Genomic DNA, 21,116 nt, shown 5'->3' on the forward strand with positions numbered 1-21,116 from the left:
CCCCCGCATCCATTCCCGTCCCACCCCCCTCGGGAGCGCTCTCCCGCGCGAATGAAGTACTTTCGCTCTATGTCCCAGCCCGCCAAGACCTCACCCCGCGCCTCCGCGGTCTCCGACGCCCCGGAGACCCCGGCCGGTACCAAGGCGGCCGCGCAGCGGCTCAAGATGCGCCGCGAGCTCGCGGCGGCCGCCATGGAGCTCTTCGCGAACAAGGGGTACGAGGCCACGACGGTCGACGAGATCGCCTCGGTGGCCGGAGTGGCGCGCCGGACCTTCTTCCGGCACTTCCGGTCCAAGGAAGAGGCGATCTTCCCGGACCACGACGACACCCTGACCCGCGCCGAGGCCGTCCTCGACGTGGCCCCGGCGCACGAGCACCCGCTCGACACGGTGTGCCGCGGGATCAAGGAAGTCATGAAGATGTACGCCGCCTCGCCGGCGGTGTCGGTGGAGCGCTACCGGCTCACCCGCGAGGTGCCGGCGCTGCGGGAGCGGGAGATCGCCTCGGTCGCCCGCTACGAGCGGCTGTTCACCCGCTACCTGCTGGCCCATTTCGACGAGACCGACCACCACGACGGCAACGACGACCCGCTGCTTGCGGAGGTCGCCGCCTCGGCGGTGGTCACGGCCCACAACCACGTGCTGCGGCGCTGGCTGCGGGCGGGCGGGCAGGGCGACGTGGAGGCGCAGCTCGACCACGCCTTCTCGATCGTGCGCAAGACCTTCGGTTCGGGGATCGGCGCGGGGCGCACGCTCAGTGCGGCGCCGCCGGCGCCCACCACCGCGCCGCCCGCCTCGGTGCGTACGCAGGGCGAGGTACTGGTCGCGGTGGCCCGTACGGACGCCCCGCTGGACGAGGTCATGCGGACCATCGAAGAGGCGCTCAGAAACAAGTAGGCGACACGCTCACGCGACACTCGTCACAGCGGCCGCTCCCGTACCGGGGGCGGCCGCTTTCGTTTGTCCGAGTTGCCCCTACTCGCGGGTAACTCTGATCGATCATCGCTCATCGGTGCAGGTCAATCGGCAAATGAGAGAAAGTTTTGGCACGCGGTGCCTTGCTGAGTGACACGGGGTGCCATACGTTGAATCTCGTCCGGATGTCCCCGCGGCCCAGCCCACTCGGCACGGAACGCGCCCCGGATGCCTGCGTCACCAGGCCCCCCGCACCGCCCCACCACAGGCAACGCGCAGCTCCACCCCAGCCGAATCGACGGCGCCCCAACGCATCGCTCCACGCTCATCGCTCCACCCCCACCGCTTCGCCGCACAGCAGCTCGACGCACCCCGTTTCCCTCAGCGCACCCTCATCAGCGCACCGGCCGGAGGCAATACCGTGAAGGACATCCTGGACGCGATCCAGTCGCAGGCCGCGACGGCCGCCGACTTCGCGGCCCTGCCGCTCCCCGACTCGTACCGCGCGATCACCGTGCACAAGGACGAGGCGGAGATGTTCGCCGGGCTCACCACCCGCGAGAAGGACCCCCGCAAGTCCCTGCACCTCGACGAGGTCCCGCTCCCCGAGCTGGGCCCGGGCGAGGCCCTGGTGGCCGTCATGGCCTCCTCGGTCAACTACAACTCCGTGTGGACCTCGATCTTCGAGCCGGTGTCCACCTTCAGCTTCCTGGAGCGCTACGGGCGCCTCTCGGAGCTCACCAAGCGCCACGACCTGCCGTACCACATCATCGGTTCGGACCTCGCGGGCGTCGTCCTGCGCACCGGCCCCGGCGTGAACGCCTGGAAGCCGGGCGACGAGGTCGTCGCGCACTGCCTGTCGGTCGAGCTGGAGTCCTCCGACGGCCACAACGACACGATGCTCGACCCCGAGCAGCGCATCTGGGGCTTCGAGACCAACTTCGGCGGCCTGGCGGAGATCGCGCTGGTCAAGTCGAACCAGCTGATGCCCAAGCCCGACCACCTCAGCTGGGAGGAGGCCGCCTCCCCCGGCCTGGTCAACTCCACCGCCTACCGCCAGCTGGTCTCCCGCAACGGCGCCGGCATGAAGCAGGGCGACAACGTCCTGATCTGGGGCGCCAGCGGCGGACTCGGCTCGTACGCCACCCAGTTCGCGCTGGCCGGCGGCGCCAACCCGATCTGCGTGGTCTCCTCCCCGGAGAAGGCCGACATCTGCCGGGCGATGGGCGCGACGGCGGTCATCGACCGCAACGCCGAGGGCTACAAGTTCTGGAAGGACGAGCACACCCAGGACCCGAAGGAGTGGAAGCGCTTCGGCAAGCGCATCCGCGAGCTCACCGGTGGCGAGGACATCGACATCGTCTTCGAGCACCCGGGCCGCGAGACCTTCGGCGCGAGCGTCTACGTCACCCGCAAGGGCGGCACCATCACCACCTGCGCCTCGACCTCGGGCTACATGCACGAGTACGACAACCGCTACCTGTGGATGTCCCTGAAGAAGATCATCGGCTCGCACTTCGCGAACTACCGCGAGGCCTGGGAGGCCAACCGCCTGATCTCGAAGGGCAAGATCCACCCCACCCTGTCGCGGGTCTACTCCCTCGAGGAGACCGGCCAGGCCGCCTACGACGTCCACCGCAACCTCCACCAGGGCAAGGTCGGCGTGCTCTGCCTGGCCCCCGAAGAGGGCCTGGGCGTGCGGGACCACGAGATGCGGGCGACGCACCTCGACGCGATCAACCGCTTCCGCAACATCTGAGAATCCCCTCAAAGGCCAAAGGGACAGCCTGAGATGACAGAGCGCCAGAAGGACCGTCCGTGGCTCATGCGGACGTACGCCGGCCACTCCACGGCCGAGGCGTCCAACGAGCTGTACCGCCGCAACCTCGCCAAGGGCCAGACCGGCCTGTCGGTCGCGTTCGACCTTCCGACGCAGACCGGCTACGACCCCGACCACATCCTCGCCCGCGGCGAGGTCGGCCGGGTCGGGGTCCCGGTCTCCCATCTGGGCGACATGCGGCGGCTGTTCCAGGACATCCCCCTGGAACAGATGAACACCTCGATGACGATCAACGCCACCGCCATGTGGCTGCTGGCGCTCTACCAGGTGGCCGCCGAGGAGCAGGGCGCGGACATCGCCCAGCTCCAGGGCACGACCCAGAACGACATCGTCAAGGAGTACCTCTCGCGCGGGACGCACGTCTTCCCGCCCGGGCCCTCGCTCCGCCTGACGACGGACATGATCGCGTACACGGTCAACCACATCCCGAAGTGGAACCCGATCAACATCTGCAGCTACCACCTGCAGGAGGCCGGGGCCACCCCCGTCCAGGAGATCTCGTACGCGATGTCCACGGCCATCGCGGTCCTGGACTCGGTGCGCGACTCGGGCCAGGTCCCGCCGGAGCGGTTCGGCGAGGTCGTCGCCCGGATCTCCTTCTTCGTGAACGCGGGCGTCCGCTTCATCGAGGAGATGTGCAAGATGCGCGCCTTCGGCCGCATCTGGGACAAGGTCACCCGCGAGCGCTACGGCATCGAGAACGAGAAGCAGCGCCGCTTCCGGTACGGGGTCCAGGTCAACTCCCTGGGCCTGACCGAGGCGCAGCCGGAGAACAACGTCCAGCGCATCGTGCTCGAGATGCTCGCGGTGACCCTCTCCAAGGACGCCCGCGCCCGCGCCGTGCAGCTGCCGGCCTGGAACGAGGCGCTCGGCCTGCCCCGGCCCTGGGACCAGCAGTGGTCGCTGCGCATCCAGCAGGTCCTGGCCCACGAGAGCGACCTGCTGGAGTACGAGGACATCTTCGCCGGCTCGCACGTGATCGAGGCCAAGGTCGAGTCCCTGGTGGCCGAGTGCCTGGCCGAGATCGACCGGATCCAGGAGATGGGCGGCGCGATGGCGGCCGTCGAGTCCGGGTACCTCAAGGGTGAGCTGGTCTCCTCGCACGCCGCGCGGCGGGCCCGGATCGAGGACGGCCAGGACAAGATCGTCGGCGTCAACTGCTTCCAGCAGACCGAGGAGAACCCGCTCACCTCCGACCTGGACGGCGCCATCATGACGGTGGACGGGGCCCTGGAGGCGCAGACCGTCGAGCGCATCGGCCGCTGGAAGGCCGAGCGCCAGGAGTCCTCGGACCGGCAGGGCGGCGGCGACCCGTTCGTCTTCCCCACGGTCATGCAGTCCCTGGACCGGCTGAAGGAGGCCGCCGCCGGGGACGAGAACCTGATGGAGGCCACCCTGGAGTGCGCCCGCGCCGGTGTCACCACCGGCGAGTGGGCGGGCGCGCTGCGCGAGGTGTTCGGCGAGTTCCGGGCTCCGACCGGGGTCTCTTCGGCGCCGGTGGCCGTGACCGCCGAGGAGGGGACCCCCATGGCCCTCGTCCGCGCGAAGGTCACCCGTACCGCCGACGAGCTGGGCTCCGGCCGGCTGCGCCTGCTGGTCGGCAAGCCCGGCCTGGACGGGCACTCCAACGGCGCCGAGCAGATCGCCGTGCGGGCCCGCGACGCCGGCTTCGAGGTGGTCTACCAGGGCATCCGGCTGACCCCCGAGGAGATCTCCTCGGCGGCCCTGGCCGAGGACGTGCACTGCGTGGGACTGTCCATCCTGTCCGGCTCGCACAGCGCGCTCGTCCCGGACGTGCTGGAACGGCTGCGTGCGGCGGGGGCGGGTGACATCCCCGTCGTGCTCGGCGGCATCATTCCGAATGCCGACGCCGTGGCGCTCAAGGAGGCCGGGGTGGCGGCGGTCTTCACCCCGAAGGACTTCGGCATCACGGAGATCATCGGCCGTATCGTCGACGAGATCCGCAAGGCCAACAAGCTCCACCCGCTCGGCGACGCCGACGACACCGCTTTCACAGACATCACCGCAAGCACGGAGGTCCCCGCATGACCACGCCCTCTTCCCCGGTCAACCGGCTGCGGCCGCGCCGCTCCTGCCTCGCGGTGCCGGGTTCAAACCCCCGGTTCCTGGAGAAGGCCCAGGGCCTGCCGGCCGACCAGGTCTTCCTGGACCTGGAGGACGCCTGCGCGCCGCTCGCCAAGGAGGGCGCCCGCCACACCATCGTGGAGGCGCTGAACCAGGGCGACTGGACCGGCAAGACCCGCGTGGTGCGCGTCAACGACTGGACCACGCACTGGACGTACCGCGACGTGATCACGGTCGTCGAGGGCGCCGGCCAGAACCTCGACTGCATCATGCTGCCGAAGGTCCAGGACGCCCAGCAGGTCGTGGCGCTCGACCTGCTGCTGACGCAGATCGAGAAGACGATGGGCTTCGAGGTCGGCAAGATCGGCATCGAGGCGCAGATCGAGAACGCCAAGGGCCTGGTGAACGTCGACGCGATCGCCGCCGCCTCGCCGCGGCTGGAGACCATCATCTTCGGGCCGGCCGACTTCATGGCCTCGATCAACATGAAGTCCCTGGTCGTGGGCATGCAGCCGCCCGGCTACGGCGCGGACGCCTACCACTACATCCTGATGCGGATCCTGATGGCGGCCCGCATGCACGACCTCCAGGCGATCGACGGCCCCTTCCTCCAGATCAAGAACGTCGACGGCTACCGCGAGGTCGCCGGTCGCGCGGCGGCCCTGGGCTTCGACGGCAAGTGGGTGCTGCACCCCGGCCAGGTCGACGCGGCCAACGAGGTCTTCTCCCCCTCGCAGGAGGACTACGACCACGCCGAGCTGATCCTCGACGCCTACGACTGGTGCACCTCCGAGGCGGGCGGCAAGAAGGGCTCCGCGATGCTCGGCGACGAGATGATCGACGAGGCCAGCCGCAAGATGGCGCTGGTCATCTCGGGCAAGGGCCGCGCCGCGGGCATGCAGCGCACCACCAAGTTCGAAATCCCGGAGGCGTAGCACCATGCAGTTCGGACGCACCTACGAAGAGTTCGAGATCGGCGCGGTCTACAAGCACTGGCCCGGGAAGACCGTCACCGAGTACGACGACCACCTCTTCTGCCTGCTGACCATGAACCACCACCCGCTCCACATGGACAGCAACTACGCGGAGAACACGACCGACTTCGGCAAGAACGTGGTCGTGGGCAACTACATCTACTCCCTGCTGCTGGGCATGTCGGTGCCGGACGTCTCCGGCAAGGCCATCGCCAACCTGGAGATCGAGTCGCTGCGGCACGTGGCGCCGACCTTCCACGGGGACACGATCTACGGCGAGACCACGGTCCTCGACAAGACCCCGTCGAAGTCGAAGAACGACCGCGGCATCGTCTACGTGGAGACCAAGGGCTACAAGCAGGACGGCACCCTCGTCTGCGTCTTCCGGCGCAAGGTGATGGTCCCGACCGAGACGTACATCAAGGAGCGCGGCGGCGAGCAGCCCGGCCGCCCCACGCTGAAGGAACAGGGGAAGTAGAACCATGAGCCGACTTGCCCAGACCGCCGGCCTGACGGACGACCAGAGGGACATCCTCAAGACCGTCCGGGAGTTCGTCGACAAGGAGATCATCCCGGTCGCGACCGAGCTGGAGCACCGGGACGAATACCCGCAGCAGATCGTCGACGGCCTCAAGGAACTCGGCCTCTTCGGCCTGATGATCCCGGAGGAGTACGGCGGCCTGGGTGAGTCGCTCCTCACCTACGCGCTGTGCGTGGAGGAGATCGCGCGCGGCTGGATGTCCGTCTCGGGCATCATCAACACCCACTTCATCGTGGCGTACATGCTCAAGCAGCACGGCACGCAGGAGCAGAAGGAGTACTTCCTTCCGCGGATGGCGCTGGGCGAGGTGCGCGGCGCGTTCTCGATGTCCGAGCCGGGACTCGGCTCCGATGTGTCGGCCATCACCTCCAAGGCGGTGAAGGACGGTGACGAGTACGTCCTGAACGGCCAGAAGATGTGGCTGACGAACGGCGGCACGTCCACGCTGGTGGCCGTTCTGGTCCGCAGTGACGAAGGACACCCGGAGGGCACCGCCCCCCACAAGTCGATGACGACCTTCTTGATCGAGAAGGAGGCCGGCTTCGGTGAGGTGCGTCCCGGCCTGACCATCCCGGGCAAGATCGACAAGATGGGCTACAAGGGGGTCGACACCACCGAGCTCATCATGGACGGACTGCGCATTCCGGCCAATCGGGTCCTGGGCGGGGAGACCGGCCGAGGGTTTTACCAAATGATGGACGGGGTCGAGGTCGGCCGCGTCAACGTGGCGGCCCGTGGCTGCGGCGTCGCACAGCGTGCATTCGAGCTGGGTGTCTCGTATGCCCAGCAACGTCACACTTTCGGCAAGGCCATCGCCGAGCACCAGGCGATCCAGTTCAAGCTGGCCGAGATGGCTACCAAGGTCGAAGCCGCCCATGCGATGATGGTCAATGCAGCACGCAAAAAGGACTCCGGGGAACGAAACGACCTCGAAGCAGGGATGGCGAAGTACCTCGCCTCCGAGTACTGCAAGGAGGTGGTGGAGGACGCGTTCCGCATCCACGGTGGCTACGGCTTCTCGAAGGAGTACGAGATCGAGCGTCTCTACCGAGAGGCACCCATGCTGCTCATCGGTGAAGGTACCGCCGAGATCCAGAAAATGATCATCGGGCGACGCCTGCTCGAGGAGTACCGGCTCCAGGGCTGAAAGTCCCTTTTGCGGTAAATCATCCAGTGGTTTTCCGCAAAAGAGTCACTAGCAGTCACTGGCTCACGGCCATCGACTCGGCTTCTGGCTTGCCCAGTTGTTGCGTGCAACCGATAGCATTCCAGTAAAGCCGCCGTCCCGTCCCCCCGTTTGCGGCGCGGCATCACCCGCTACGAAGGTCATCCATGCCCCACAGCCAAACCTCTGCACCTCGCGTCGGCCTCCTCGGTGGACGCCTCGCGCGCGGAGCATCGCCGTGGCTTCTGCCGACCGTCGCCACCGCCGCCGTCAGCCTCGTCCGGGCCCGCAAGTCCGGACGCTGGGCGGCTGTGGCCGTGCCCACCACCGCGCTCGCGGCGGGCATGCTGTGGTTCTTCCGCGACCCCGAGCGTGAGATCACGCAGGGCCGGGTCATCTCCCCCGCCGACGGTGTGGTGCAGAGCATCATGCCGTGGAAGGACGGACGGACCCGCGTCGCGATCTTCATGAGCCCCCTGAACGTCCACGTCAACCGGGCGCCCCTCGCGGGCACGGTGACGTCCGTGGAGCACATCCCCGGTGGATTCGTTCCGGCGTTCAACAAGGAGAGCGAAAACAACGAGCGCGTCGTCTGGCACTTCGACACCGAACTCGGCGACATCGAGATGGTGCAGATCGCCGGCGCCGTCGCCCGTCGCATCGTCCCGTACCTGCCGGCCGGTACCAAGGTGGAGCAGGGCGAACGCATCGGTCTGATCCGCTTCGGCTCCCGCGTCGACATCTACCTCCCCGAGGGTGTCGAGGTCGCGGTCGAGGTCGGACAGGCCACCACCGCGGGGGTGACCCGAATTGACCGTGACTGAACCTGAAACCCCGGCGAACCTGTCGACGCCGGCGTCGGGATGGGTACCCGAGGCGTCCGAGGAGGACTCCGCCGAGGACGACATGCCGCTGTCACTGCGGCTGTCGATAGCGGACACCCTGACCCTCGGCAACGCGACGTGCGGATTCATGGCGGTGTACTTCACCACCACCGGGATCCTCATCCCGCACCTCACCGGCAGCGGCGAGTCGGGCATGGCCCGCAGCAGCGCGGCCACGGCCGTGATACTGATGCTGCTCGCCGCGGTCTTCGACCTCTTCGACGGCATCGTGGCCCGCAAGCTGCGCAGCTCGCCGATGGGCGCGGAGCTGGACAACCTGTCCGACCTGATCAGCTTCGGCCTGGCTCCGGCGTACTTCGTGCTCGTCTACGGCATGGTCGCCGATGACGCCGTGCAGAAGATGTCGGCGCTGGCGGCGATCGTGGTCCTGCTGGCGGTCGTGCTGCGCCTCGCGAGATTCAGCTGCGTGGCGATGAAGGACGGCATGTTCCAGGGCATGCCGAGCCCCTTCGGCGCGCTGACGGTCGTCTCGATCGTGCTGCTGGAGCTGCCGTTCATCCCGACCCTGCTGGCGATCGTCGGCGTGGCCTGGCTGATGGTGAGCCGGGTCGAGTACCCCAAGCCGCGGGGTGTCCTCGCGGTGGCGATGCTCAGCTGGATCGTCGCGGCGATGGGTCTGCTGGCCGCGTGGGCGTTCGACGCGCCGGGCGGCGGGCTGCTGCTCCAGACCGGCTGCGCGCTGCAGATCGCTCTGGCGGCGACCATTCCGCTGTTCGCGACGACCCGTCGCGCGAACACGTTCCGCCACAACCGCCGCGAGGCCCGGGCCACCCAGGCCCCGTAGCCACGGCTGTACGCGTACGAGAGGCCCCCGGCCGCCACCAGGCAGCCGGGGGCCTTCCGCATCCCGGGGGATCCCCCACTCCGCTGCGCGGGGCTCCCGAGCCGCCACGCGGGCCGCCTGTGCCGCTGCGCGGGGCGAAGTCCCCGCAGCCCCCTTTGCCGCTGCGCGGACCGGGGCCGGGGCCGGGGCCGGGGGTGCAGCCGTAGGCTTGGTGTCGGAAAACCGCCAGCCCGGCGGGGCACCGGCCGGGAGGATGGAGCCATGCACACCGACACGGAGCGTTGCGTGCGGGCCGTCCGGTCGAAGGACGCCCGCTTCGACGGCTGGTTCTTCACCGCCGTGAGGACCACCGGAATCTACTGCCGCCCCAGCTGCCCCGCCGTACCGCCCAAGGTCGAGAACATGACCTTCCTGCCCAGCGCCGCCGCCTGCCAGCAGAGCGGGTACCGGGCCTGCAAGCGGTGCCGGCCCGACACCTCCCCCGGCTCCCCCGAGTGGAACGCCCGCGCGGACGCGGTCGCCCGCGCCGTACGCCTCATCCAGGACGGGGTGGTCGACCGGGAGGGCGTCCCGGGGCTGGCCTCCCGGCTCGGGTACTCCGCCCGCCAGGTGGAGCGCCAGCTGGGCGCCGAGCTCGGCGCCGGGCCCCTCGCCCTCGCCCGGGCCCAGCGCGCGCAGACCGCCCGGCTGCTGATCGAGACCTCCGGGCTCCCGATGGGCGACATCGCCTTCGCCGCCGGTTTCTCCTCGATCCGGACCTTCAACGACACCGTTCGCGAGGTCTTCGCCCTGGCCCCGAGCGAGCTCCGGGCCAAGGCGGCCGGCCGGGCGGCGGTCCGGGGCGCCGGGTCCGCCGAGGTGCCCGGCACCATCAGCCTGCGGCTCCCCTTCCGCGCCCCGCTCACCCCCGACAACCTCTTCGGCCACCTCGCCGCGACCGCCGTCCCCGGGGTCGAGGAGTGGCGGGCGGGCGCCTACCGCCGCACGCTCCGCCTCCCGTACGGCACCGGCGTCGTCGCGCTCACCCCGCAGCCCGACCACATCGGCTGCCGCCTCGCCCTCACGGACCTGCGCGACCTGACCATCGCCATCAGCCGCTGCAGGCGGCTGCTGGACCTCGACGCGGACCCCGAGGCCGTCGACGAGCAGCTGAGCTCCGACCCGCTGCTCGCCCCGCTCGTGGCCAAGGCTCCCGGGCGCCGGGTGCCGCGCACCGTGGACGCGGAGGAGTTCGCCGTACGTGCGGTCCTGGGGCAGCAGGTGTCCACCGCGGCGGCCCGTACGCATGCGGCCCGGCTGGTCCGCGCGCTCGGCGAGCCGGTGACCGACCCCGACCCCGAGGGCGGGCTGACGCACCTGTTCCCGACCCCGCAGGCCCTGGCCGGGCTGGACCCCGAGTCCCTGGCCATGCCGCGCAGCAGGCGGGCCACCTTCAGCGCGCTCGTCTCGGCCCTGGCCGACGGCTCGCTCCCGCTCGGCATCGACAGCGACTGGGAGGCGGCCCGCGCGCGGCTGGGGGCGCTGCCCGGCTTCGGGCCGTGGACCACCGAGATCATCGCGATGCGGGCCCTGGGTGACCCGGACGCCTTCATCCCGGCCGACCTGGGCATCCGGCGGGCCGCGCAGGGGCTCGGGCTGCCCTCCACGCCCGCGGCGCTGACCGCCCGCGCGGCGAAGTGGCGGCCCTGGCGCGCGTACGCCGTGCAGTACCTGTGGGCCACCGAGGACCACGCGATCAACGTCCTGCCCGCCTGACCCCACCGACTTCCGAGGAGTACGAGCCGTCATGAGCAGCAGCACCAAGCAGCACACCGTCGTGGACAGCCCCTACGGGCCGCTCACCCTCGTCGCCGCCGACGGGGTCCTCTGCGGCCTCTACATGACCGGGCAGCGCCACCGCCCGGCCGAGGAGTCCTTCGGGGAGCGCGTCACTGCCGGTGAGGAACCCTTCCCGGAGGTGGTGCGGCAGCTGACCGCGTACTTCGCCGGGGAGCTCACCGCCTTCGACCTGCCGGTCCGGCTGGAGGGCACCGACTTCCAGCGCAGCGTGTGGGAGCAGCTCGTACGGATCCCCTACGGGCAGACCTGGTCCTACGGGGAGCTGGCCGCCGAGCTCGGCAAGCCGAACGCCTCGCGGGCGGTGGGGCTGGCCAACGGGAAGAACCCGGTCGGCATCATCGTGCCGTGCCACCGTGTGATCGGGGCGTCCGGCTCCATGACCGGCTACGGCGGCGGCATCGACCGCAAGGTGCGCCTGCTGGCCTTCGAGTCCGGGGCCGAGCAGCTCTAAAGGGTGTTGCCGGCCGGGGCTCAGCGGACCGGCGGTGCGACCGCCTCGAGGTCCGCGACGGTGCCGGACATGACGGTACGGATGTGCCGGGTGAGGTGCTCCACGGGCCAGTTCCACCAAGCGAGCGCGAGCAGGCGGGCGATCTCCCCGTCGGTGTGGCGGGTGCGGATGAGGGTGGCGGGGTTGCCGCCGACGATCCCGTAGTCGGGGACGTCGTCCACGACCACGGCGCCGGCCGCGACGATCGCGCCGTGTCCGATGCGCACCCCGGGCATGACCACGGCGCCGTAGCCGATCCAGACGTCGTTGCCGACGACGGTGTCGCCCCGGCCGGGCAGGCCGGCGAGCAGGTCGAAGTGGTCGGCCCAGGATCCGCCCATGATGGGGAAGGGGAAGGTGGACGGGCCGTCCATGCGGTGGTTGGCGCCGTTCATGAGGAAGCGCACCCCGGTGCCCAGCGCGCAGAACTTCCCGATGACCAGCTTCTCGGGCCCGTAGTGGTAGAGCACGTTGCGGGTCTCGAACGCGGTCGGGTCGTCCGGGTCGTCGTAGTAGGAGTACTCCCCCGCCTCGATCAGCGGCGAGGTCACCAGCGGCTTCAGCAGGACCACCCGCGGCTGGTCGGGAAACGGGTGGAGCACCGTCGGGTCGGCGGGGAGGGAACCCACGGCTAGATGACCACCAGAGGGACCAGCAGCGCGAAGGCGGCGCCGGCCTCGACCGCGTAGCCGTACAGGGACGGGTGATGGACGGGGGCCGCGAGCAGGACCACGCTCTGCCGGGCGGCGGCCGCCCCGACCCAGTCGGCGTCGGCGCCGAGGCCGCCCTGGTACCAGCCCTCGCAGGAGCCGGGGCCGGTGACGGCGAGGACGTCGTCCTCGCGGCGGTAGAAGGCCTGCCAGCCCTCGGCCGGCACGGACCAGGCCTCGAAGTCGGTGAACTGGGCCCATCCGCCGTCACGGATCGCGGTGTCGAACATCCAGACCGGAACCCCGTCGGGAGTGACCTCGCCGCCCTCCTGCTGGTCGGTGGTGAAGTGGACCATGGGCAGGGCGTCGGGCCCGTCGGCGGTACTGGGCCAGGCGTACATCGTGATCATCTGCTGAATTCTGTCCTGCTCGGTGTAGGCACGGAATAACGAGCGGAAGGGACTACGAGGCCTGCGGCCGGCGGCCGTTCTCCAGCTCCACGGTGCCCTCGCCGGTCTCCAGGACCCGGCACGCCTCCACGGTGCGCCGGCCCAGGGATCCGAGCAGATGGTCCGTCAGCTCGGCCTGCTCCACCAGCTTCCACGAGATCAGCTCCTCCTCCTGGAGCTTGATGGAGGCGAGCTGTTCGGCACCGAGCACGCCGCCGTCGTAGAGGTAGGCGACGAGCGGGGGCCGGTCCTCGCCGGTCGACCAGTCGACGGCGAGCAGCCGGCCGAGCGGCAGGTCGATGCCGATCTCCTCGGCGCTCTCCCGGCGGGCGGCCGTGCGCGGGGACTCCCCCGTGTCCGACTCGATGGTGCCGCCCGGCAGGGCCCAGCCCTCCCGGTAGTTGGGCTCGACGAGGAGCACGCGCCCCCGGTCGTCCCGGAAGAGCGCGGCCGCGCCGGCCAGCACCCGGGGCAGGCTCGCGATGTAGGTGGCGAAGTCATCGATGGTGGTCACGCCGACACCCTACCCAGCCGCCCCCGGCCCGCGGTGATCACGCTTCCGGGGTGGACCCTCCGCCGGCCGCGCCGCCGGAGCCGTCCTCGCGGTCGCGGTTCCTGGACTCCGCGAGGCGGCGCAGGCGGGGGTGGCGGGCCGGGCCCCGTTCGGTGATGGCGTCGCCGACCATGGCCTTGACCGCGTCCCGCAGTCCGTGGAGGGCGTGGTGGCGGACGGGGCCCGCGCCCGGATCCTCCCGCAGCTCCTTCACCAGGGCCCAGCACAGGAGCAGCATCACCACGACGAACGGCAGCGCCACCAGGATCGTGGCCGTCTGGAGGGACTTCAGGCCGCCCGCGACGAGGAGTACGGCGGCCACGGAGGCCATCAGCACGCCCCAGGTGACCACGAGCCAGGTCGGCGGGTTCAGGGAGCCGCGGCTGGTGAGGGAGCCCATGACGAGGGAGGCGGAGTCGGCGCTGGTGACGAAGTACGTCATCACCAGGAGCATCGCGATCCACGAGGTGAGCGTGCCGAGCGGGAGCGCGTCGAGCATCGCGAAGAGCGAGGCCTCGGTGCCCTCCTTGGCCTTGGCGGCCATGTCGGCGACGCCGGTGGAGTCGAGGCGGATCGCGGTGCCGCCCATGACGCAGAACCAGACGACGGTGGCCCCGCTGGGCACCAGGAGGACGCCGATGAGGAACTCGCGGATGGTGCGGCCGCGCGAGATGCGGGCGATGAAGGTGCCGACGAAGGGTGCCCAGGAGAGCCACCACGCCCAGTAGAAGATCGTCCAGGCGCCGAGCCACTCGCTGTCGGTGAAGGCGCCGGTGCGGGTGGCCATCGGGAGCAGTTCGTGCAGGTAGCTGCCGACGCTGGCCGGGATCACGTCGAGGATGTAGACGGTCGGTCCGAGCACGAAGACGAAGAGCATCAGGGCCGCGGCGAGCACGATGTTGATCGTGCTCAGCCATTTGACGCCCTTGTGCAGGCCGGAGAAGGCGGAGAGCACGAAGGCGGCGGACAGGGATCCGATGATGATCAGCTCGACCGTGGTCGAGTCCTCGATCCCCGTCGTGATGTTGAGCCCCTTGGCCACCTGGAGGGCGCCGAGGCCGAGGCTGGTGGCGGTCCCGAAGACGGTGGCGAAGACGGCGAGCAGGTCGATGGCCTTGCCGGGCCACCCGTTGGCCCGCTCCTCGCCCATGAGGGGGACGAAGGCGGAGCTGAGGCGGTTGCCGCGGCCCTTGCGGAAGGTCGCGTAGGCGAGCGCGAGGCCGGCGATGCCGTAGATCGCCCAAGGGGTGAGGGTCCAGTGGAAGAAGGAATAGTCGAGCGAGGCGCGGGCGGCGTCACCGGTGCCGGCGGCCGCACCGGAGGCCGGGGGCGGGTTCAGGTAGTGGGTGAGCGGCTCACCCACTCCGTAGAACATCAGTCCGATGCCCATGCCCGCGCTGAACATCATCGCGATCCACGCGAGGTTCGTGAACTCCGGCTCCGAGTCGTCCCTGCCGAGGCGGATCCGGCCGAAGCGGCTGATCGCGAGCACGACGCACATGACGAGGAACACATCGGCGGCGATCACGAAGAGCCACGCGAAGTTGTTGAGCACCCAGGCCAGCGCGCTGCTCGACGCCGAGTCGAAGGAGCTCTTCCCGAGGGCCGCCCAGGCGACCACGGCCAGGACGGAGATCACTCCGATGACGACGACGGTCCGGTCGGGAGTGCCGTCGGCGCCGGCGGCGGGGCCTTCGGACCCGCCGCCCGGCGAATCCGGACGTGGCTGTTCCAGTGAATCCGTGCTCATGCGGCCACACTATGCAGGCGTATATCCCTATTTAGGGGTATGCCGCGCCGGGTGTGGCCCAGGCCACGCATGGGCATAGGAGGATCCTCCGGATAGGCTCATGGGTGGCGCGACTGCACTGTTCGATAGCAAGGGATTAGCAAGGTGACGGACGGAGCAGTAACTGAGACCGCGCGCGTGCTCATCGCCGCGGACAAATTCAAGGGCTCGCTCACGGCCGTTCAGGTCGCGGAGCGGGTGACGGCCGGCCTTCGCAAGGCCGTACCGGGCGTGGAGATCGAGACCCTCCCCGTCGCGGACGGCGGCGACGGCACGGTCGCGGCCGCCGTGGCGGCCGGTTTCGAACGCCGGGAGGTACGGGTCACCGGACCGCTCGGCGACCAGGTCACGGCCGCTTTCGCCCTGCGCGAGGGCACCGCGGTGGTCGAGATGGCGGAGGCCTCCGGGCTCCAGCTGCTGCCGGCGGGTGTCTTCGCCCCGCTGACGGCGACCACCTACGGCTCCGGCGAGCTGCTGAAGGCCGCGCTCGACGCGGGAGCGCGCTCGATCGTCTTCGGTGTGGGCGGCAGTGCCACCACCGACGGCGGTGCGGGCATGCTGGCCGCGCTGGGCGCGGTGTTCCTGGATGCGAACGGTGAACCGGTCGGTCCGGGCGGCGGCGCACTGGCAGGGCTGGCCTCGGCCGACCTGTCGGGCATCGACCCCCGCATCAAGGAGATCGACTTCGTCCTGGCGAGCGACGTGGACAACCCTCTGACGGGTCCGAAGGGCGCTCCGGCGGTCTACGGCCCGCAGAAGGGGGCGTCGCCCGAGGACGTGGCGACGCTCGACGCGGCGCTCGCGCACTTCGCGGTGGTCCTGGAGAAGTCGATCGGCTCCCTGGCCGCCGAGGCGGCGGTTTCGCCGGGCGCGGGCGGAGCGGGCGGCATCGGCTACGGGGCACTGCTGCTCGGCGCCTCGTTCCGTCCCGGCATCGAGCTGATGCTCGAGGTGCTCGGCTTCGCGCCGGCGCTCGAGCGGGCCACGCTGGTCATCACCGGCGAGGGTTCGCTGGACGAGCAGACCCTCCACGGCAAGGCTCCGGCCGGTGTCGCGGCGGCGGCTCGTGCGGCGGGCAAGCCCGTCGTCGCGGTCTGTGGCCGCCTGCTGCTCACGCAGGAGGCCCTCCAGGCCGCCGGCATCCAGCGGGCCTACCCGCTCACGGACCTCGAGCCGGACCCGGCGGTGAGCATCCCGAACGCGGGGCCGCTGCTGGAGCGGGTGGCGGAGAGCATCGCGGCCGACGTCCTCTGACGGCGTCCGCCCTCACCACCGACGGCCCGGATCCCCTGACGGGGGGTCCGGGCCGTCGGCGTGTGCGGGGCCCGCGACACGGCCGGGCCGGGGCTGCCGGGGGCTGCCGGGCCGGGGCCTGCGGGATGTCCCCTACCCGCCCAGCCCCGCAGGGCCCACCCTCGGCCGGGTCAGTGCCGGGTGGTGCGGGCCGCGGTCACGAGTTCCGCGGTGGTGACGATCCGGGCGAAGCCGCCGCCCTGGAGGTTGACCGCGGTGGCGGTGGCGAGCTGGTCGGCCGTCAGCCGGGGTGCGTCCGGGCCGGGTTCGGCGGCCAGGTCGAAGGTGTGCGTGGCGTCGAGCGGCACGAGGACCTCGTAGCCCAGGTTCCCGGCCATCCGGGCCGTGGTCTCGACGCACATGTTCGTCTGGATGCCGGCGACGACGAGCTGCCCGACGCCCTGGGCCGTGAGCCAGTCGGCGAGGTCCGGGGTCCCGTAGAAGGAGGAGTTGACGGATTTCGTGATGTGCAGGGCCGCTCCGCCGGCCCGCTCGGCGACGAAGTCCTTGAAGGCGTACCCGGGCCGGTCCGGCGCGAGGACCGAGCCGGCGGTGCGGGAAGCGTGCTGCACGAGCACGACCGGCCGGCCGGTCTCCTGCCAGGCGTCCATCAGTGCGGCGATGTTCTCCTCGGCGCGCGGGTTGTTGCGCGGCCCCCAGAACTCGGGGTCGTCGAAACCCTGTTGGACATCGATGACCAGGAGGGCACTGTTCGCGGCGATCTCGATGCCGATCCCGGTCGCGGTCGTGGTCTCGGTCGTCATCGCGGTGGCGGTCTCGGTCTCGGTCGTGGTCGCGCTCTCGTTCGTCATGGCCTCATCCTGGGCGCTGCCTCCCCCTCGAACCAGTACCACCCGGCCCACGAACCGATGGGATCCTGCCAGCGTGGCAGTCCGGGCCGGGCGAGGTCCGAATTCGGGCTCCGCCCCAGGTCGGGGGCGTCTCGGTGGCATCTTCCGGGGGCTCGGCCCTCCCCTTCGGCCGGGCCCCCGTGGCAGACTCTCGGCCATGCACCGCGTCGCGATCGTCGCCCAGCCCGGCATCCGCGCTTTCGACCTGGCCGTCATCACCGAGGTCTGGGGGCACGACCGCGGCCATCTCGGGGTGCCGGCTTTCGAGCTGCGGCGGTGCGCCCTCGACGCGGGCCCGATCCCGCTTCCCGGCGGGCTGACCCTGACTCCCGACCGCGGGCTCGACTGGCTCACCCGCGCCGACCTCGTCGTGGTCCCCGCACTGGAGCGGCCCGGCGACCGGACGCCCGAAGCGGTCCTCGCCGCCCTGCGGGACGTGCACGCCCGGGGCATCGCGGTGGCCGCCCTGTGCGCCGGCGCCTTCATTCTCGCCGAGGCCGGGCTGCTGTCGGGTCGCCGGGCCGTGACCCACTGGTCACTGGCCCCGGCGCTGGCCGGCCGGTACCCCGCCGTGCGCGTCGAGGAGGCCCCGCTCTACGTCGGCGACGACGGGCTGTGGACCTCCGCCGGCGTCGCGTCCGGAATCGACCTCTGCCTGCACCTGGTCCGCGAGGCCCACGGCTCCGAGGCGGCCGCCGCCATCGCCCGCTCAATGGTGACCGGCCCCTTCCGCACCGGCGAGCACGCCCAGTACCTGGACCGCCCGACCCCGGTAGCCGACCGGACCGCCGAGGCCCTGGCCCTCGTACGGGAGCGGGCGCTCGGGCGGCTGCACGAGGCGCTGGACGTGGCCACCCTGGCCCGGTGGGCCGGGATGTCGCCGCGTTCCTTCGCCCGGCACTTCGCCGCCGCCACCGGCACCACCCCGCACAAATGGCTCCTGGGCCACCGTCTGGACGAAGCCCGCAAACTGCTGGAGCGCACCGATCATCCGGTCACCGAGGTGGCCCGGCGGGCCGGATTCGCCAGCGAGGTCACCTTCCGCCAGCACTTCGTCTCGTACGTCGGCACGAGCCCCCGGGCGTACCGTGCGGCCGCTACCGCACCAGGGCCCCCAGGGCCTCCCCCAAACCCCGTCGACAGTGTTAGAAATGGCTCATGACCGGACGTTTTGGGCTAGCCAGGGGCTCTGAAGGAGCGCCCGAGGACAGGCCCCCGCCCGAGGACGGGTCCCCACCCGGAATCGGGACCGGACGCTCCCGGCTGTTCACGCACCTCTCGCTCGGCGCCCGAAGCGTCGCCGGCCAGGTCTTCGCCCTCCAGGCCGTCCTCGTGCTGGTGCTGATCACGGCCGCCGCCACGGCCCTGTTCTTCCAGGCCCGGTACGACAGCCAGCGCGACGCCCGCAACCGCTCCCTGGCCGCCGCCGAGGCCTTCGCGCACGCCCCCGGCCTCCCGGCGGCCCTGGAATCCCCCGACCCCACCGCCGTGCTCCAGCCGCTGGCCGAGGGCGCCCGCCGGGCCTCGGGGGTCGATTTCATCGCCGTCATGACCACCGACGGGATCCGGTACACCGACTCCAGACCCGAGCTGATCGGACAGCGCGCCACCGGCGACCTCTCGCGCGCCGCGGACGGTCAGGCCTTCACCGAGACGTTCGAGGGGAAGCCGAGCGACGTGGTCCGCGCGGTGGTCCCCGTACGGGACTCCGCGGGCAAGGTGGTGGGCCTGGTCGCCACCGGCATCGAGGTCGAGAACGTCGGCGACGGGGTCGAGGGCCAGCTGCCCCTGCTCCTCGGCGCGGCGACCGGCGCCCTGCTCCTCGGCACCGGCGGCGCGGCCCTCGTCAGCCGCCGGCTGCGGCGCCAGACCCGGGGACTCGGCGAGGCCGAGATGACCCGGATGAACGAACACCACGAAGCGGTGCTGCACGCCGTCCGCGAGGGCGTCCTGATCATCGACGCCGAGGGCCGGCTGCTGCTCGCCAACGACGAGGCCCGCCGCCTCCTGGACCTCCCCGCCGACGCCGAGCAGCGGCACGTGGCCGAGCTCGGCCTCGATCCGCCCACGGCCGCCCTGCTGGCCTCCGGGCGGGCCGCCACCGACGAGGTGCACCGGGCGGGCGACCGGCTCCTCGCCGTGAACGTGCGCCCGACCAAGCCCCACGGGGGCCGCCCGTCCGGCACCGTGACCACCCTGCGCGACTCCACCGAGCTCGCCGCGCTCTCCGGCCGGGCCGCGGTGGCCCGCGACCGCCTCCAGCTGCTCTACGACGCCGGCGTGCGCATCGGGACCACCCTGGACGTGGTGCGCACCGCCGAGGAGCTCTCCGAGGTCGCGGTCCCGCGGTTCGCGGACTTCGTCACCGTCGAGCTGCTGGAACCGGTGCTGCGCGGCGAGGAGCCCGGCAGCGGGGCGCACACCGAGATGCGCCGGGCCGCCATCAGCGGGATCCGCGCCGATTCCCCGCTCCAGCCGGTGGGCGACGTCATCCGCTTCGTGGTGGCGACCGCGCCGATGTCGGCGGCCCTGGACGCCGGACGGGCGGTCCTCGCGGCCGATCTGCACAGTGCCTTCGGCTGGCGGGCCCAGGACCACGACGGCACCCGGGTGGCCCTGGACTACGGGCTGCACTCGCTGATCTCCGTACCGCTCCAGGCCCGCGGGGTGGTCCTCGGCATGGCCAACTTCTGGCGGGCCGACACCCCCGAGCCCTTCGACGAGGAGGACCTGTCCTTCGCCGAGGAGCTGGCGGCCCGGGCCGCGGTCTCCATCGACAACGCGCGCCGCTTCACCCGCGAGCACGCGGTGGCGGTGACCCTCCAGCGCAGTCTGCTGCCGCGGGTGCTGCCCGATCTGAGCGCCGTGGACGTCGCCTTCCGGTACCTGCCCGCGAAGGCGGGGGTGGGCGGGGACTGGTTCGACGTGATCCCGCTCGCCGGGGCCCGGGTCGCGCTGGTCGTCGGCGACGTGGTGGGACACGGGGTGCACGCCGCCGCCACCATGGGCCGGCTGCGGACCGCCGTGCACAACTTCTCCACGCTCGACATGCCTCCGGACGAGCTGCTGGGCCACCTCGACGAGCTGATCGACCGGATCGACCAGGACGAGTCCTCGGCCGGCGAGGGGTCCGGGGAGGGCGAGTCCTCCGGCGTCACCGGCGCCACCTGCCTCTACGCGGTGTACGACCCGGTGTCCGGCCACTGCGCCATGGCGAGCGCCGGCCACCCGGGCCCGGCGCTGGTCGGGCCCGACGGCGGGGTCGAGTACCCCGAGCTGCCGATCGGGCTGCCGCTGGGCGTCGGCGGGATGCCCTTCGAGGCCGTGGAGCTGCAGCTGCCCGAGGCGAGCCGGCTCGTGCTGTTCACCGACGGGCTGCTGGAGGACCGCGACCAGGACTTCGACACCGGCCTCGGCATGCTCACCCAGGCCCTGTCCCGGGCGGACCGCAGCCCCGACCAGGCCTGCGCCGACGTACTGGCCGCGCTGCTGTTCCCGTCGCCGAGCGATGACATCGCCCTGCTGATCGCCGACACCCGGCGGCTCCCGGCCGAGCGGATCGCGGAGTGGGAGGTGTTCCCGGACCCCTCGGACGTGTCCCGGGTCCGCCGTGCGGGCTCCGCGCAGCTCTCCGCGTGGGGCCTGGGGGACGTCACCTTCACCGCCGAGCTCATTCTCAGCGAGCTGATCACCAACGCCATCCGCTACGGGACGCCGCCGATCCGGGTCCGGCTGCTCCGCGACCGCACCCTGATCTGCGAGATCTCCGACGGCAGCAGCACCTCACCGCACCTGCGCTACGCGGCCACGACCGACGAGGGCGGGCGCGGCCTCTTCCTCGTCGCCCAGTACGCGGAGCGCTGGGGCACCCGCTACACGGACCGCGGCAAGGTGATCTGGGCGGAGCTCCCCCTGACGGGCGCCGCGGAGCCGGAGCCGCCGGCCGTGGTGGACCTGGAGGCCCTGGAGGACCTGGCCTGGTAGCGGACGGCG

18 protein-coding genes are annotated in these 21,116 nt (G+C 71.3%); 13 read left to right on the forward strand and 5 right to left on the reverse strand.

What is annotated here, in order from left to right:
* Positions 1–69: 69 nt before the first annotated feature.
* From ACFYM0_RS06805 to ACFYM0_RS06850, 10 genes are all read left to right on the forward strand, one after another.
* Positions 70–897: a TetR family transcriptional regulator gene (locus ACFYM0_RS06805; protein WP_388497391.1), complete on the forward strand. Its 828-nt coding sequence runs from the start codon at positions 70–72 to the stop codon at positions 895–897.
* 439 nt (positions 898–1,336) lie between these two features.
* A complete protein-coding gene (gene ccrA, locus ACFYM0_RS06810; protein ID WP_388497392.1) occupies positions 1,337–2,674 on the forward strand; it encodes a crotonyl-CoA carboxylase/reductase in 1,338 nt (445 codons plus the stop codon).
* A gap of 33 nt (positions 2,675–2,707) precedes the next feature.
* Complete coding sequence (locus ACFYM0_RS06815; protein ID WP_388497395.1) at positions 2,708–4,804, forward strand: protein meaA; 2,097 nt, start codon at positions 2,708–2,710, stop codon at positions 4,802–4,804.
* Positions 4,801–5,775: a CoA ester lyase gene (locus ACFYM0_RS06820; RefSeq protein WP_327256009.1), complete on the forward strand. Its 975-nt coding sequence runs from the start codon at positions 4,801–4,803 to the stop codon at positions 5,773–5,775. The genes ACFYM0_RS06815 and ACFYM0_RS06820 overlap by 4 nt, the downstream gene beginning before the upstream one ends.
* A gap of 4 nt (positions 5,776–5,779) precedes the next feature.
* Positions 5,780–6,292 carry a MaoC family dehydratase gene (locus tag ACFYM0_RS06825; protein ID WP_053681718.1) on the forward strand — a complete coding sequence of 171 codons (513 nt, stop codon included), beginning with the start codon at positions 5,780–5,782 and terminating at the stop codon, positions 6,290–6,292.
* Between the two features lie 4 nt (positions 6,293–6,296).
* A complete protein-coding gene (locus ACFYM0_RS06830) occupies positions 6,297–7,502 on the forward strand; it encodes an acyl-CoA dehydrogenase family protein (protein ID WP_388497399.1) in 1,206 nt (401 codons plus the stop codon).
* Positions 7,503–7,687: 185 nt separating this feature from the next.
* The gene (locus ACFYM0_RS06835; RefSeq protein WP_254381045.1) at positions 7,688–8,344 is read left to right on the forward strand and encodes a phosphatidylserine decarboxylase; all 657 of its coding nucleotides are present in this window, start codon (positions 7,688–7,690) and stop codon (positions 8,342–8,344) included.
* Between the two features lie 82 nt (positions 8,345–8,426).
* On the forward strand, positions 8,427–9,209 hold the full coding sequence (gene pssA / locus ACFYM0_RS06840) for a CDP-diacylglycerol--serine O-phosphatidyltransferase (protein ID WP_266912559.1): 783 nt from the start codon (positions 8,427–8,429) through the stop codon (positions 9,207–9,209).
* Positions 9,210–9,470: 261 nt separating this feature from the next.
* Positions 9,471–10,964 (forward strand): AlkA N-terminal domain-containing protein, encoded by a 1,494-nt coding sequence (locus tag ACFYM0_RS06845; RefSeq protein ID WP_388497400.1) that lies wholly within the window; start codon positions 9,471–9,473, stop codon positions 10,962–10,964.
* A 31-nt stretch (positions 10,965–10,995) separates the two neighbouring features.
* Positions 10,996–11,499: a methylated-DNA--[protein]-cysteine S-methyltransferase gene (locus tag ACFYM0_RS06850; RefSeq protein ID WP_388497402.1), complete on the forward strand. Its 504-nt coding sequence runs from the start codon at positions 10,996–10,998 to the stop codon at positions 11,497–11,499.
* 20 nt (positions 11,500–11,519) lie between these two features.
* Here the strand turns inward: ACFYM0_RS06850 and ACFYM0_RS06855 are convergent, their stop codons facing one another.
* From ACFYM0_RS06855 to ACFYM0_RS06870, 4 genes are read right to left on the reverse strand one after another with little or no spacing between them, the layout of a single operon-like run.
* A complete protein-coding gene (locus ACFYM0_RS06855; RefSeq protein ID WP_388497405.1) occupies positions 11,520–12,167 on the reverse strand; it encodes a CatB-related O-acetyltransferase in 648 nt (215 codons plus the stop codon).
* Positions 12,168–12,169: 2 nt separating this feature from the next.
* Positions 12,170–12,598 (reverse strand): hypothetical protein, encoded by a 429-nt coding sequence (locus ACFYM0_RS06860; RefSeq protein ID WP_388497406.1) that lies wholly within the window; start codon positions 12,596–12,598, stop codon positions 12,170–12,172.
* A gap of 52 nt (positions 12,599–12,650) precedes the next feature.
* Positions 12,651–13,151 carry an NUDIX domain-containing protein gene (locus tag ACFYM0_RS06865; RefSeq protein WP_388497409.1) on the reverse strand — a complete coding sequence of 167 codons (501 nt, stop codon included), beginning with the start codon at positions 13,149–13,151 and terminating at the stop codon, positions 12,651–12,653.
* Positions 13,152–13,188: 37 nt separating this feature from the next.
* On the reverse strand, positions 13,189–14,940 hold the full coding sequence (locus ACFYM0_RS06870) for a BCCT family transporter (protein ID WP_388497412.1): 1,752 nt from the start codon (positions 14,938–14,940) through the stop codon (positions 13,189–13,191).
* Positions 14,941–15,084: 144 nt separating this feature from the next.
* Here ACFYM0_RS06870 and ACFYM0_RS06875 point away from each other — a divergent pair, with 144 nt between their 5' ends.
* Entirely contained in the window at positions 15,085–16,233 is a 1,149-nt protein-coding gene (locus ACFYM0_RS06875; protein WP_388497414.1) for a glycerate kinase, read from the forward strand.
* A 170-nt stretch (positions 16,234–16,403) separates the two neighbouring features.
* On the opposite strand, the gene ACFYM0_RS06880 is transcribed toward ACFYM0_RS06875, so the two are convergent.
* Complete coding sequence (locus ACFYM0_RS06880) at positions 16,404–17,000, reverse strand: cysteine hydrolase family protein (protein WP_388497732.1); 597 nt, start codon at positions 16,998–17,000, stop codon at positions 16,404–16,406.
* A gap of 280 nt (positions 17,001–17,280) precedes the next feature.
* On the opposite strand from ACFYM0_RS06880, the gene ACFYM0_RS06885 reads away from it, so the two are divergent.
* The gene (locus ACFYM0_RS06885; RefSeq protein ID WP_388497416.1) at positions 17,281–18,285 is read left to right on the forward strand and encodes a GlxA family transcriptional regulator; all 1,005 of its coding nucleotides are present in this window, start codon (positions 17,281–17,283) and stop codon (positions 18,283–18,285) included.
* Positions 18,282–21,107: a SpoIIE family protein phosphatase gene (locus ACFYM0_RS06890; RefSeq protein ID WP_388497419.1), complete on the forward strand. Its 2,826-nt coding sequence runs from the start codon at positions 18,282–18,284 to the stop codon at positions 21,105–21,107. Before ACFYM0_RS06885 ends, ACFYM0_RS06890 begins: the two co-directional genes overlap by 4 nt.
* Positions 21,108–21,116: the final 9 nt, after the last annotated feature.

This window comes from Streptomyces sp. NPDC006487 (genome assembly GCF_042870555.1).
Lineage (GTDB): Bacteria > Actinomycetota > Actinomycetes > Streptomycetales > Streptomycetaceae > Streptomyces.

Coding starts and splice junctions, on each gene's coding strand:
- ACFYM0_RS06835 (WP_254381045.1), top strand. CDS start 7,688: ATGCCCCACAGCCAAACCTCTGCACCTCGCGTCGGCCTCCTCGGTGGA.
- ACFYM0_RS06820 (WP_327256009.1), top strand. CDS start 4,801: ATGACCACGCCCTCTTCCCCGGTCAACCGGCTGCGGCCGCGCCGCTCC.
- pssA (WP_266912559.1), top strand. CDS start 8,427: ATGCCGCTGTCACTGCGGCTGTCGATAGCGGACACCCTGACCCTCGGC.
- ACFYM0_RS06870 (WP_388497412.1), bottom strand. CDS start 14,940: ATGAGCACGGATTCACTGGAACAGCCACGTCCGGATTCGCCGGGCGGC.
- ACFYM0_RS06860 (WP_388497406.1), bottom strand. CDS start 12,598: ATGATCACGATGTACGCCTGGCCCAGTACCGCCGACGGGCCCGACGCC.
- ACFYM0_RS06815 (WP_388497395.1), top strand. CDS start 2,708: ATGACAGAGCGCCAGAAGGACCGTCCGTGGCTCATGCGGACGTACGCC.
- ACFYM0_RS06850 (WP_388497402.1), top strand. CDS start 10,996: ATGAGCAGCAGCACCAAGCAGCACACCGTCGTGGACAGCCCCTACGGG.
- ACFYM0_RS06830 (WP_388497399.1), top strand. CDS start 6,297: ATGAGCCGACTTGCCCAGACCGCCGGCCTGACGGACGACCAGAGGGAC.
- ACFYM0_RS06885 (WP_388497416.1), top strand. CDS start 17,281: ATGCACCGCGTCGCGATCGTCGCCCAGCCCGGCATCCGCGCTTTCGAC.
- ACFYM0_RS06825 (WP_053681718.1), top strand. CDS start 5,780: ATGCAGTTCGGACGCACCTACGAAGAGTTCGAGATCGGCGCGGTCTAC.
- ACFYM0_RS06805 (WP_388497391.1), top strand. CDS start 70: ATGTCCCAGCCCGCCAAGACCTCACCCCGCGCCTCCGCGGTCTCCGAC.
- ACFYM0_RS06845 (WP_388497400.1), top strand. CDS start 9,471: ATGCACACCGACACGGAGCGTTGCGTGCGGGCCGTCCGGTCGAAGGAC.
- ACFYM0_RS06890 (WP_388497419.1), top strand. CDS start 18,282: ATGACCGGACGTTTTGGGCTAGCCAGGGGCTCTGAAGGAGCGCCCGAG.